General features: G+C 56.2%; 10 protein-coding genes. 4 read left to right on the forward strand and 6 right to left on the reverse strand.

Annotated elements, in window-relative coordinates; all coding sequences use genetic code 11:
• Window positions 1–49 precede the first annotated feature (49 nt).
• Genes L9H78_RS08165 through L9H78_RS08175 form a run of 3 tightly spaced genes read left to right on the forward strand, consistent with a single transcriptional unit; the run spans window position 50 to window position 1,001 of the window.
• On the forward strand, window positions 50–334 hold the full coding sequence (locus L9H78_RS08165) for a BRO-N domain-containing protein (RefSeq protein WP_249617620.1): 285 nt from the start codon (window positions 50–52) through the stop codon (window positions 332–334).
• A gap of 60 nt (window positions 335–394) precedes the next feature.
• A complete protein-coding gene (locus tag L9H78_RS08170) occupies window positions 395–763 on the forward strand; it encodes a phage antirepressor KilAC domain-containing protein (protein WP_249619801.1) in 369 nt (122 codons plus the stop codon).
• A gap of 49 nt (window positions 764–812) precedes the next feature.
• Window positions 813–1,001 (forward strand): hypothetical protein, encoded by a 189-nt coding sequence (locus L9H78_RS08175; RefSeq protein ID WP_021351898.1) that lies wholly within the window; start codon window positions 813–815, stop codon window positions 999–1,001.
• 411 nt (window positions 1,002–1,412) lie between these two features.
• Here L9H78_RS08175 and L9H78_RS08180 read toward each other — a convergent pair whose 3' ends face one another.
• The 6 genes from L9H78_RS08180 to L9H78_RS08205 all read right to left on the reverse strand — a co-directional run bounded on the left by L9H78_RS08180 (window position 1,413) and on the right by L9H78_RS08205 (window position 11,005).
• Window positions 1,413–1,601 carry a hypothetical protein gene (locus L9H78_RS08180; protein WP_049150149.1) on the reverse strand — a complete coding sequence of 63 codons (189 nt, stop codon included), beginning with the start codon at window positions 1,599–1,601 and terminating at the stop codon, window positions 1,413–1,415.
• Between the two features lie 147 nt (window positions 1,602–1,748).
• A complete protein-coding gene (locus L9H78_RS08185; protein ID WP_249619802.1) occupies window positions 1,749–5,027 on the reverse strand; it encodes an AAA family ATPase in 3,279 nt (1,092 codons plus the stop codon).
• Window positions 5,028–5,284: 257 nt separating this feature from the next.
• Entirely contained in the window at window positions 5,285–6,928 is a 1,644-nt protein-coding gene (locus tag L9H78_RS08190; RefSeq protein ID WP_249619803.1) for an amidohydrolase, read from the reverse strand.
• A gap of 28 nt (window positions 6,929–6,956) precedes the next feature.
• On the reverse strand, window positions 6,957–8,582 hold the full coding sequence (locus tag L9H78_RS08195; RefSeq protein WP_249619804.1) for an AMP-binding protein: 1,626 nt from the start codon (window positions 8,580–8,582) through the stop codon (window positions 6,957–6,959).
• A 39-nt stretch (window positions 8,583–8,621) separates the two neighbouring features.
• Window positions 8,622–9,683, reverse strand: coding sequence for a trimeric intracellular cation channel family protein (locus L9H78_RS08200; protein WP_049150142.1), 1,062 nt, complete (start codon window positions 9,681–9,683; stop codon window positions 8,622–8,624).
• A 116-nt stretch (window positions 9,684–9,799) separates the two neighbouring features.
• Window positions 9,800–11,005 carry a glycerophosphodiester phosphodiesterase family protein gene (locus tag L9H78_RS08205; RefSeq protein ID WP_249619805.1) on the reverse strand — a complete coding sequence of 402 codons (1,206 nt, stop codon included), beginning with the start codon at window positions 11,003–11,005 and terminating at the stop codon, window positions 9,800–9,802.
• Between the two features lie 116 nt (window positions 11,006–11,121).
• Here L9H78_RS08205 and L9H78_RS08210 point away from each other — a divergent pair, with 116 nt between their 5' ends.
• Window positions 11,122–12,861: a thiamine pyrophosphate-dependent enzyme gene (locus tag L9H78_RS08210; RefSeq protein ID WP_249619806.1), complete on the forward strand. Its 1,740-nt coding sequence runs from the start codon at window positions 11,122–11,124 to the stop codon at window positions 12,859–12,861.
• Window positions 12,862–12,866 lie beyond the last annotated feature (5 nt).

The raw sequence follows: 12,866 nt of genomic DNA on the forward strand, positions 1-12,866 counted from the left end.
GTGGCTTGCTGGAATTCACATCAACCCTGGCTCTTAGAAGGAGCCAGACATGGCTACGAGAGATCTTCAGGTATTCACTAACGATGCCTTTGGAACGATCCGAACTGTCGAGCATGAGGACAAGGTGTATTTCTGTGGCCGTGATGTGGTCACGGCGCTTGGATACACCAATACCAGCAAGGCGATTCAGGATCATTGCCGCGGGCTTCCGTTTCGTTACCCCATCGTCGATGCACACGGGCGCACTCAAGAAGCCCGATTCATCACCGAAGGTGACCTGTACCGGCTCATCTTCTCCTCCAAGCTCCCCGCAGCCCAGGACTTCGAAGCCTAGGTTGTCGACGAGATCCTACCCATCATCCGCCGCCACGGTGTCTACGCCATCGACGAGCTCTTGGACAACGATGAGTTCCTCGAGCATGCCATCGTCCACCTTCGGTCCGAGCGGGCCAAACGGCTGGCGGCAGAGCAGGCCCTGCTTGAGGTCGCCCCGAAGGTCTCCTACTACGACGTGGTGCTCCAGTCGGACTCGCTGCTGACGATCACGGAAATCGCCAAAGACTATGGATTGTCGGCAAAGAAGCTGAACTTGCTGCTGCACGACGCTGGAGTTCAGTTCAGGCAGTCCGGCCGCTGGTTTCTCTACACCCGCTTCGCGGAGCAGGGCTACACGCAGTCCAAGACGCACGAGTACGACGAGGGCTACACCGTACGCACATGTACTGGACCCAGGAGGGACGGCTGTTCGTCTACTACTGGCTGAAGAACGAGTCCGGCGTGCTGCCGGTCATCGAGCAGGACGGCGGTGCAGCATGACGACGACTGCTGTCAACATCGACTTGGGTTTCTCACCCCACAACACGGAGGGCTACCCAGACCCCACCGTGTTCAAAGCGCTGAAGAATCTCCAGCGCGCCGAGATCGAATGGGCCCACCACCTCGAGCTGCCGATCACCTATTTAGACGTTGATTTTGAGGAAGTCACCCTACGAGGGCAATGACGATGTTCACCACGCAGGTGGCAGTCCAGCAAAACAACGCCACTACCCAAACCCGCAAACTGTGACCACTGCGGTAGACCTGGAGGCGGTCGCCAGGCTGGTTCATGTGGTTGCCGAGTACCTACGCCGTAGGCGCTGGGCGGGCAGTTTCGTGACCTCGAACTGCCTGGTCATGAATGTCGACAACTCCCACACCGAGGACCTGGCTGAATGGGTCACCCCGGAATCGCTAGCTAAGCGGATGGCGGGTGTGGCGTTGATGACCGCTACCAGCAGGAACCACCAGAGGGCGAGAGGAGCCCAGTCGGCGAGACCCCACTTCCACGTCTACTTCCCAATTGCCCCCGTGACTGATGCTGTGCCCCCTCAACGGGGCAAGCAACGATGATAACTCGTTGGTGTCCACAGAAATTAGTCTTCAATGAGCCACGAAAGTGCTTCATAGCGATCGAGCAGTTCTTCTTCTTTGAATTCGAGGGCGTCTGCTTCTCGGAGTCGCCGCAACATCTCCACTGTGTAGGGATTCATTTCTTTTTCGACCTGGTCCCGATCACTGCGGAGCTCCTCCGTTGAACGTGGAGTCGATAATGGTACCGACATGATGCCTCCTCGCAGCTTCCCCTGATTAGATCGAATTACTATTCCAATAGTTATCCTACTGCTAATGCAGCTAGAGTATTAGTCTCCAGAATCGTGGAGCAGCATTTTCTGAACTGGCCCCCAAAGTTCCTGGTTCCTCAGCAATCGTTATTTCTTCGTCACCAACGCCAAAATACCGAACACAACTACACAGACCAGGGATGCCATCCAACCGAGCATAAGTACTACCCCTACCGCAGCTGGGGCGTCCGCAATAGCCGCAACGATAGTCACTGCGGTTATGCCACTCAGTGTCAACGCTGACTGTTTCAGTCTGCGAGGCGCTTTCCGCGGTTGTGCTTGTTTAGCAGGCTCTGCAGAATAACTTTCCTGATATTGCACTGGTGCAGCATCAGGGCCCCTGCCGTCATTTATCGGGCCATAGCGCAAAGCACGTGCCTGGGCTAGCAGCTGCTCACCAATCTCATCATCAATTTCTGGATCCAGATTTTCCCGCGCTGCCTGCATAGACCGTGGTTGTGGAGTAGCTTCCTCGTTCCTGTGTGTCGCACGAGTAATGCGGTCGTCGCTACGGGAGCGCTGGCCTTCGTCGTTAAGCACCCTACGCTCATCGCTAGCTTGCTGTTCTACAGGCTGTGCTAGTTCTGCAAGCTCGTCAACCTCTGCCTCTTCTGTAGCAAAAGCCTCATCTGCAAAAGACACATCGAGTTGGAGCTCCGCCCACTGCGCAAAATCAGCTGCGGTAACAACTGGCTTCCCATAACGACGGGCCAACCCCGTTTTACCGTCTTCAGCCGTAATGTCATCAGAAACCAGGACGTCGCAACGCGTCTTAGTAACAGCCTGCTTGTAGTCCAGGCCAAGCATCGCGCACAGCCTTTGCAGAGAATCCCCGTGCGGGTACAACTCACCATTGACGACAGTGGAACCGCGGAAGGCAACCCGGGTGCCTTCGACAAGAGCTTCGTCTGCTCGAACTACCTGAAGAGCAGATTTTTCCGTCTCCGGCTGCTGGCCATACGGGTAGTGTTGTGAATCTGCAACAAATTTTTCGACTACCGGAGCCTTTGGCTCAGGGGCAGGCGCAGAAACCGCAACGTAGTTCGGAGTCTGTGTCTCCTGCGCATGATCGTTGTTGTAGTACCAGTCTTCAAAATCTTCTTGGGCAATAATCGGTTTACCAAACTCGCGGGCAGCCTGTGCCTTCCGCGACATTGAAGCGATGTCAGCGGCAACAACCACGTCGCACCGCGTCTTCGACATATTCTTCTTGTACTCCAGCCCCTTTTCGGCACAGATTTCTGCTGATCTTTCATCGTTCGCAGACCCGCCCAACAAGCTGGTGACTCCCGTAAACGCCACCCGGGTGCCCGGGCGCAGCAGCTGAGAAAGGTCCACGACTTCGTCTTCCACTGGTGGGAGCGAAACCGGACGCGAATCAATACGAGCAACTCGCTGTTTGATCTCATGCTCCAACGTCGTGGTCCAAGCACCACGCGACAGTGCCCACGCGGACAAAAGCTCAGCACATTCTGCTACTTCAGCAAAATCCTGCGGCTGTGCACCACCTCCCGACATTGCTGCCCACGCGATATCGGAATCTGTAGCCTGCGAATTATCCAAAATCATCGGGAAGTTCGGCGCCCACTGCGGTCGATACACAGCACCTTCCGCATCCTTGTTTGCGTTTGGGACGAGCTGCCCACGTTCAGGCACAAGTTTGCCTTGTTCGTAAGCCCGGGCCATCGATTCGCAACGCTCTACCACTGTTTCGCCTTGCGCCTCAAACTGAAAATCGCCAGTTTCATAACCGATACCCAACGCTACATCCATGCCTGGTTCTTGATGGCGTACTGCGCCTTCTAACATCGCAAGGCGATCACCAATAACAATTCCTCCCTGTGCCTGGCGCAGCAACAACGGCCAAAAATCGCCGAGTGTTGGCACCATCGCTAAGCCCCTGGCTGGAATGTTGTGCTGTCGGCCAAAATCACCCAAGTCTGCCATCGGATTAATCCACGAACCAAAATCAGCTACCCGCCGTCCATCTTGGTAAATAATCGCGTGAATACGTGCCACGTGCTGGCTAAGCCCAAAATTCACTCCATTAAATGACAAAAACACCACGCGGCTAGCATTGATCCCGGCGCTCACTTCCCGTCGCACCTTGCGCACCAACGCATTATTCGCCCGAATATGCCGGGGCTCCACCGGTGCCGAGAACCGCAGATTCTCCAAATCAACCGCCCGCGACAACGCGACATAAAATTGCCCATCGGTAGCAGTTCCGCCTTTCAAATTAATGAAAAGTCGCGGAATCGTCTTGCCTTGGCTCTTATGGATCGTGATCGCCCAAGCTAAAATAATCGGAAATTGCGTCACCGCACCAACTCGAACACTCACCAAACGCCCGCCCTCAACAGCAGGCTGTTTAATCTCCCAGGTATAACGGACAATCTTCACTAGTTGGCCGGTGTCGTCGATACGCACCATAATCTCTTTATCCGTTGCGCCGACTATCTCACCAAAACTGCCGTTCACATAACGCCCGTGGGCATCATTAACCACCGTCATTACCCGAGCTCCCACAGCATAATGCAGTTCTTCGCTGCCGCTAAAGGAGTGGACATCCGCGTATCCGTTCTTTTCGGCGTAAGAAACGTAACGACGGCCAGGCAGCTGGCTCAGCCGCGTTTGGTTGATCGCTGCAACCGTAGCTTTACGTGACGTCAACGTAACCCAACCATCCGGAGCGACAAAATCTGGGTCTACTCGCTGGTTCAGGATTTCTAAAGCTTCACTTCCAACCACGCCTTCGCGCACCTCATTGAGGATATCGACGAACGTGGAATCTGCCTGGCGCCAAATCGTCGTCAGGTTAATTTCCTTTAACTGCAGTTCAGCATAAGATTTCGCGGAAAAGAAGTACGGCGTATCCCACACGCTGTTGAACAGGTCTGCTTCCTTGCTCGTCACAACAGGTGGAAGCTGGAGTAGATCGCCTACTAACACCAGTTGTACTCCGCCGAACGAAACATCACGACCGCGAATTTTCCGCAGTGCGATATCCATCATGTCGAAAATGTCCGCGCGCACCATGGAAATTTCATCAACCACGAGCACGTCGATAGCTTTCAGCACCTTAGAAACTCTGCTCGACGCACTCCACTCACCACCAGGTGCGAGCGCATCCGGATACATTCCCGGACGGAACCCAAAGGACTTATGTATGGTAAACCCATCTATGTTCAGTGCAGCCACTCCAGTAGGCGCGGTTACTAGAATTTCTTTATCGCTGTGGCTGTCCAAAAAATGCCGCAACAAGGTGGATTTACCAGTACCCGCCTTGCCAGTAATCAAAACATTCCGCCCCTGCTCAATAATATCCAGGGCATCTTTAAATTCGGCGGTAATAGTGATGGGCACGGCGCCTCCGCAAAGAACAAATAAAAACTATTGACGATTGTGTTTAATAACATATCTAATCAACGGTTCCGGCTATTCATTACCCAGCTCTTGCGAATACACACTGGTAAATAGCTCTCGGCGACACCGACGGCATCCAATTCCTGATTCGGGCCTCCGGCCTCGCCGTGACATCCATGGGCACCGGAAAACAGCTGGTTTAACAGCTGATCTGCAGCGGGTATAACAGGCGAGGCCCGCTGCAGATTGCAGTAAAACTACACTTCTTCCAGCCCACCGTGGACAAACTCGCCGCCCACCATTGTGGCCAGGATCTCGATCTCGCTGATGGTATCCGGATCCACCTCGCGGGGGTCTTCGGCAAGCACCACCAAGTCAGCCAACTGGCCCGGCGCGATCTGCCCCTTGCGGCCAGCCCAGCCGGTCGCGGCGGCCGAGCCGACAGTATAAGCGTAGAGCGCGTCGTCGACGGTGATGATTTCTGCTGGGCCGAACTTTTCCCCGTTTTCTGTCGTACGCTGCACGAATGCCTGAATAACCTTGAGCGGTTCACCATCGGCCACCGGGCGGTCCGAGCTTCCCGGCAAGATCATGCCTGCTTCCAGCAAACGCTTGGCCGGGTAAGCCAGTTTCGTGCGCTCTTCACCGAGCATTTCTGCCATGATCCCGCCGAATTCCGGGATGAACCGCGGCTGCGGGGCGACGACGATGTTGTTTTTCGCCAGCCGCTCAATTTGATCAGTGCGCACTACCCCGCCGTGTTCGATGCGGTGCGGCATTTCCGGTGCCCCGTATTTTTCGGTGGCTTCTTCGATAATGTCGAGTGCCAAATCTACCGCGGCATCGCCAATGGCATGCAACGCTAGCGACCAGCCATTTCCGGCAGCCTTGATGGCTTGCGCAGTCATATCTTCCGGATCGCCCTGCAAGTAGCCCGTGCGGTGCGAGCAGCCACAGTAGGCTTCAGTCATCGCCGCGGTGGTGCCCAACATTGAGCCGTCAGTAAACAGCTTCACCGGGCCGATCTGCAGGTGCTCGTCACCCAAACCAGTGCGGATTCCGGCATCCAGGCCGTGACCTTCCGGATCATCAGCGTGTCCATCGAGCGGGTGCAAAACGTCGCTGGTGATCATCGCTTGCGTGCGGGCCAGCAAGTCCCCGGCAGCCGCGGCTTGCTGGTACGCGGCCATCTCGCGCGGGCTGTGGCCGATCCAACCACCGGCGATTCCGGCATCAGTCACCGAAGTCAGGCCTTCTTCTACATAACGACGGTGCGCCAGCTGCAGCGCGTAGGCGAGCTCGTCGACCGCTTCCGGGCTGAGCTGATCGTTGATTGCGCGCATGGCGTTTTCTTCCAGCAGGCCAGTCGGGTTGCCGTCGTCGTCAAGCACCACCTGGCCGCCTTCTGGCTGCTCCGGATCGTCGACATTGATGCCGCCTGCTTGCAGGCCCGCGGTGTTGACCGTCATGCTGTGGCCAGAATTGTGCTTGATGGCTAGTTTGCGGTTGTTGGTCGCGCGGTCCAGCTCAGCGATGTCCAGCTCTTCCCCACCCATTTTCGACGGGCGGAAATTCGAAGCAATCAGCCACTCCTGGTCTGGACGATCCTTTTCTGCCTGGGCCAAGGTGTCATATACATCCTGTGCACTGTGGCAATCACTCAGGTCAATTTCTGCCAGAGTCAGCCCAAACCACACCGAGTGGCAGTGCGCATCATTAAAGCCCGGCGCGATAAACGCATTGTTCGCATCAAAGCGACGGCGCGCACCCAACTGATGCGCTTGGGCCTCATCGAGGATGAAGAACCGATCGCCGACAATGCCAACTGCGCCTGCCGACGGATTCTCGCGGTCGCCAGTCCAGATACGGGCATTAGTAATGAGTATGTCGAGCAAGGCCATGATGAATGTTGCTTCCTTTCAGTTCTTCTCAGCGTTCAGCCTCAGTCACAGGGAGGTCCCGCAGCTCCTTGCGCAGGATCTTTCCGGTGCTTGATTTCGGAATCACGTCAATGAACTCCATCATGCGGATTTTTTTGTATGGTGTCACGCGCTGCGCCACCCATTCCAGTAAAGCCTCGGCACTAACAGCTGGATCAGCTGCATCAACGCCCTGCTGCAACACCACGAACGCGCGCGGCAGTTCTTCCCCAGCAGATTCACGCCGGTGCCCGACTACTGCGGCATCGGCAATGGCCTTATGCGTCATCAACAGCGCCTCCAATTCCGCAGGCACAACCTGATAGCCCTTATACTTGATCAATTCTTTCAAGCGATCAACCACGTAAACGTTGCCGCGGTGATCCAAGTTTGCGATATCACCGGTGCGCAACCAGCCGTCGTCAAGCATGATCCTGTGAGTCGCCGCCTCATTGTTGAGATACCCCAGCATCACTTGTGGGCCACGCACCCACAACTCGCCGTCGGCTGAACGCTGGCCCGCACGCGCTGGCAGTGGAATCTCCTCGAAAGCGGCCGAGTTAACGTCTACCACCTTGATTTCCGTATTAGCTACCGGCACCCCGATGGAATCCAGTGGGGTCACGCCGATATCGCCGACGTTCGTAACCGGGCTGGTTTCTGTCATACCAAACCCCTGAATAACGTTGACCCCCAAGCGATCAGCAACGGCGCGCGCTAACTCACCATCCAGGGAGGCCGCCCCGGAGAGCACAGTTTCTAAAGCGCTGATGTCAAAATCAGCAACCAACGGATGCTTAGCTAACGCCACAGCAATTGGCGGAGCGATAAAAGTAAAAGTCACCCCATACTTTTGGTGCGCGGCCAAGAAACTTCCCAATTCAAACTTCGGCATGGCCACGATGTGCGAACGTAAACGCAAACCAACGTTCAACGACACATTCATGCCATATATATGCGAAAACGGCAGCACGCACATGAGCACAGAATCACGGTGTACCCCGTTAGCCTGTAGCCGAGCAGTCATCTGCACAATATTCGCCACCAAGTTCCGGTGGCTAAGACGCACGCCCTTCGGAAGCCCCGTGGTTCCTGAAGAATAAGGCAGCGCAGCCACATGCGTGGCAGGATCAATATCAAGATCCGGCGGAGCATACCCCGCAGCCACGAGAGCCTGCACACCGGTGTTTTCATCAGTAAGATCCACGATGTTCTGAGCAACGATTCCAGCCTCTTCGGCTCCGGCAAAGCCAGCTTGCCCCAGCATGCTGGTGGTGAACAAGTAGCTCGCACCAGAATCTTTGAGCTGCTGCGCAATATCCGCGGTGTTCAACAGTGCGCCCAACGTGGTTACGCTCGCCCCGGCGCGCAAACTTCCGTGGAATGCCACGGCAAAAGCAAGACTATTCGGGCAGTGCAGCCCAATAACATCTCCCGGTTTTATTCCCCGGTGCGTGAGCGCACCAGCAAATGCGTCGACAAGCGCTTTGAGTTCCGCGTAGGTAGTTGTGGAACCGGTCGCATCATCGGTGATAGCGATGTGGCCACGATCTTCATCGGCGAGGTTGCCAAACAACACGTCGTAGACAGTGCTATTCGGGATTTCCAGATCTGGTTGTGCACTGTAAATTGGCATGTCTTCTAAGTTTTAAGCTTTCTTAACCCTAAGCTACTTTTAATCGCGGGAATTATAGCGGCTCATCAGACGTTCAATGAGTTCATCTGTGAGCTTGTCATCCGCCAAAATAGCATCAAGCAACCGCTGCGATTCTTCCGTGGATACCGGCTCTTCGGTGTCATAAGAATCACCGCTCAAGTCCATGCCAAAATCAGTCTCGTCAGCAGCGCCAGAGTCGGTACTAGCGCTGAGCTGATCCACATCAGAATCAAAAGAATCCATAAAGTCGCTGACTTCTTCTTCCGTCATCTTCTTACGCTTGCCCGAGCGTGCCTCTTTTTCCATACGACGCTGCAGCGCTGCTTCCATCTGCCGGTGCCGCCAAGAACGCACGCGGTGTGGTTCCAGCTTGCGCCCCACCGCGCGGCTTTTATGCTCAGCCTTCTTAGCCAGCACTTTCACCTGCGCCGCGGTGTCATTAATTGGTGCCCAATCCTGGTGGGCAGGCACGCGCCAACCAGCCCAAATACCCAGCAGCGCAAGGAAAATAGAAACTAACGGGCCGACGACCATGCCGACGGCCAGCATGCCGAAGTGATTACCGATGAGCACAATGCTGGCACAGGCGATCGCCGGAATGACCGTGGGCTGATTATTGCCAAAAACAGCTGGCTCCCGCCCCATGGAAATATCGCGGATCATGGAACCGCCCGTAGCGGTAAACACGCCCATCATGATGCACGGAATCAACGGCAGACCGTAGGTAATAGCCTTCACCGCACCAGTTCCTGCCCACAGGCCAGAGACGACGGCGTCGCCATGCGCCTGGATATAATCCCAGGTTTTGCCCTTGAAATACACGAAACGCGCAATCAGCGCACCGGTAAAAGCCAGGTACAGATACTCCGGCTCACTCATTGCCGCGACGGTGCCCTGGTTGATGAGCACGTCACGCACCATACCGCCGCCCAGCGAGGAGAACATCGCGATAAAAAAGAACCCGATGATGTCATACCCGCTTTTCCGGGCGATGGTGCCGCCGATAATTCCCATCAGCAACACGCCGCTGACATCAGACCAGCGGTACAAGGATTCAATGAGCGGATCAACTTCGGACATAAGCAATATTGAACTCCACTGCTACGCAGAGCGCGAAATTAGTCCACCCAAATGCGGCGAAGATTTCTTAGCTCATCGCGTTCTTATCCCCGTGCGCTGCTGCTCTCGCTAGCGTGCTACTTCTCCTGCAATACCGCCTGGCCCTTGCTTGGATAATCGGTGATAAGACCATCCACACCAGCAGCGATCTGCTCACGCATAGTGTCTTCATCATTGACGGTCCACGGCACCACCGCCATGCCCGCCTTATGCGCCTTGGAAATCAGCTCCGGTGTAGCGACCGGGTGGTAGTCGTCGTCACGCGGGGTTTGCCCATAAGGAACCGCATGTCCAGGCGAAAGCACCTGCACACCTAACTGTTTTGCGGCTTCTACGATGTCACCATCGACGGCATCATAATCAACATCGCCAATCCAGGCCGAGCCCGATTTCCATGTGGTTTCATCCCACAACAAGACCAGCGGCATTTCCGGATCACGTTCCCGCACCAGCGGCAACGATGCCCAATCGAAGGACTGAATCATGGTGCGATCAGCAACGCCAGCACCCTCCACCTCATCCATGATCGCATCGACGAATTCCTGTGGGGATGCGGTTTGTTCGCGGTGCTCCGGCTCCAGCTTGGTTTCAATATTGAAGTGCACATCCGGGTAATCCGCGGCGATCTCGAAGACCTCAGAAAGTTGCAGTAACCGGTTGTCGTCCTGCGGGGCTGCATCGGGGAAATCGTCCAAGTTCTTATTGCAGTTCAGCGTGGACAGCTGCTCAAAAGTCAGATCGTGGAGCAGCTTGCCGACGTACGGGAACTGCGGATCATCCTCAGTAACAGGCTTGGTGTCCTGGCATTTCTCGGCATCGATCGACGTGTCATGCCAGACCACAGGAACCCCGTCGGCAGATAGCCCGATGTCGAATTCCAGGGTGGTCACGCCCATTTCTAGGGAATTTTCCAAGCCCTCACGCGAAGACTCGATCCATTCGCCACGCCCAAAACGATGGGACTGCAAATCAAACCCCTGCGGCAATTTCGCCGCCGCTGCTGGTACGGGGTTCGCCTGCACGTCCAGGTCTGCAAACTGCTGTTTTTCGAAGGTCAACTTTTCTTCCTTCCCAGTAGTGGCGGTTTCAGTTGCGCTTTCTACAACTTCGCTAGCACTGTCGGCCGCGTTGTGTGCTGCATCAGCGGCGTCATCAGCCTGCGAACATCCCACCAGGGTAATAGCACTTACCCCGAGTGCTGCGATGACCTGTACACCACGACGCCGGCTCGTCCGCGAATTGCGCGGGCTACGAGAACCAAAAATACGGAGATTATCTGTCATGAATTCCACCTCTAAATAGTTAACACATGCATAGTTTTTTACACGCAAGGGCAATTTGCTTCAGATCACTAGAATGGTCGCTAACTAATATCCCTGCTACATCACGAGGTAACAGCATGAGCGTAGGCCACGTGGGCACAGCAATCGCCCGTAGTCTTGAACTCCACGACGTCCCACGGATCTTCCAGGTACCAGGCGAAAGTTTCCTTCCGGTACTGGATGGTCTTTACGAATCGTCCATCGACACCGTCGTGTGCCGCCAAGAAGGCGGCGCCTGTTATATGGCAGAAGCCCACGGCAAAGCCACGGGACAGCCGGGCGTCGCCATGGTCACCCGCGGCCCGGGTGCCGCGAATGCGTTCGTCGGCATCCACACCGCCTGGCAGGACGCTACTCCCCTGGTGCTATTCGTCGGGTTGGTTCCCACCAGCGACCGCGACCGGGAATCCTTCCAAGAATTCGATATCAAAGCGTGGTTCAGCACCCAAGCAAAGCGCGTTTATGTGCTTGACGACGCTTCCCGCGCCAGCCGCGTCGTCGCCGAAGCCTTCCACCTGGCAACCCAGGGCCGCCCCGGCCCCGTCGTGATCGGCCTACCGGAAGACGTGCTGCATCAAGAATTCACCGGCGATCTCTGCAATCCTCTACCTGCCAGCCCTGGCGCATTCAGCGATGCCGACCTCGATTACCTCGCTTCCGAGCTGCGCACAGCAGAAAAACCGCTGATCTTTGCCGGTGGCGCGCACTGGACCCCGGAAACCAGCGCAGCCGTACAAAAATTCGCTGAGCAACAGCAGATCCCGGTAGTGCACGACTGGCGCGCCAGCGACCGCACCGCGTTTTCCTCGCCAGCAAATGCCGGCTGGTTGGGCTATGGCCGCAACGATGCCGCCGCTGAATTGCTATGCGAAGCAGACTTGGTCGTAGAACTCGGCGCCGTCCTCACAGATGTCCCCACTGATGGCTACACATTGCGCCAAAACTTGGACGCGAAAAATATCGTAATCACTACCGATACCACTTTGTTGGGGAATTCCGCGGCCGTCAGCCACCACATTCTGGCCAGCCCGCAAGCGTTCGCGCAGGTTACCGAGGAACTGGCCAAGCGCATCGGCTCCGAAGAGCGGGTTACCGCTGGCAGTGAAGCCAGCACGGGCAGCAACGACAGCACAGATGCTGCTATCACCGCCACACAGCGCGAATGGTTCACCGCTGCCCACCGCGAACACCTAGCTTTCTCGCACGTCGGCAAGCCAGAAGATTGGCCCGCCACCGCACAAGGCACCGCGCACATGGCAGCCATCATGGCTGCAATCCAAAAACAGGCCCCACACGATGCGTTGTACACCTTTGGCGCGGGAAACCACTGTTTGTGGGCGCAGCGGTACCTGCGCACGGAAACATACCCTTCGCAGCTCAGCGTGCGTAACGGCTCGATGGGCTATTCCATACCGTCAGCCGTCGCGGCCTCGTTGCAGTTCCCCGAGCGCACCGTCATCACCATCGCTGGCGACGGCGAATATCTGATGAACGGGCAAGAACTTGCCACCGCGGTGCAAGCCGGCGGGGCCTTTCTGGTGGTGGTCATGAGCAACGCGGAGTTCGGCACCATCCGCACTCACCAACTCAACCACTACCCTAAGCGAGTGTCCGGCACGCAACTGGCGAACCCAGATTTCGCTGCCGCCGCCGTGGCCTTCGGCGCGCATGGCGAAACCGTCACCTCTGACCAGGACGCCACCAGCGCAGTCAAGCGCGCCCTGGCCGCGGTGCGTGAAGGAAAACCGGCATTAATTAACGTGCTTACCGACCAAGCACTTTCCATCCCCACCATTCGACAAAACACTGAGGAGTAGCATTA

This window comes from Corynebacterium pseudodiphtheriticum, from assembly GCF_023509295.1.
Taxonomy (GTDB): domain Bacteria; phylum Actinomycetota; class Actinomycetes; order Mycobacteriales; family Mycobacteriaceae; genus Corynebacterium; species Corynebacterium pseudodiphtheriticum.

Excerpts from the sequence above, each read along its gene's own strand:
- L9H78_RS08165 (WP_249617620.1), top strand. The coding sequence starts at position 50 with ATGGCTACGAGAGATCTTCAGGTATTCACTAACGATGCCTTTGGAACG.
- L9H78_RS08175 (WP_021351898.1), top strand. The coding sequence starts at position 813 with ATGACGACGACTGCTGTCAACATCGACTTGGGTTTCTCACCCCACAAC.
- L9H78_RS08180 (WP_049150149.1), bottom strand. The coding sequence starts at position 1,601 with ATGTCGGTACCATTATCGACTCCACGTTCAACGGAGGAGCTCCGCAGT.
- L9H78_RS08190 (WP_249619803.1), bottom strand. The coding sequence starts at position 6,928 with ATGGCCTTGCTCGACATACTCATTACTAATGCCCGTATCTGGACTGGC.
- L9H78_RS08195 (WP_249619804.1), bottom strand. The coding sequence starts at position 8,582 with ATGCCAATTTACAGTGCACAACCAGATCTGGAAATCCCGAATAGCACT.
- L9H78_RS08200 (WP_049150142.1), bottom strand. The coding sequence starts at position 9,683 with ATGTCCGAAGTTGATCCGCTCATTGAATCCTTGTACCGCTGGTCTGAT.
- L9H78_RS08205 (WP_249619805.1), bottom strand. The coding sequence starts at position 11,005 with ATGACAGATAATCTCCGTATTTTTGGTTCTCGTAGCCCGCGCAATTCG.
- L9H78_RS08210 (WP_249619806.1), top strand. The coding sequence starts at position 11,122 with ATGAGCGTAGGCCACGTGGGCACAGCAATCGCCCGTAGTCTTGAACTC.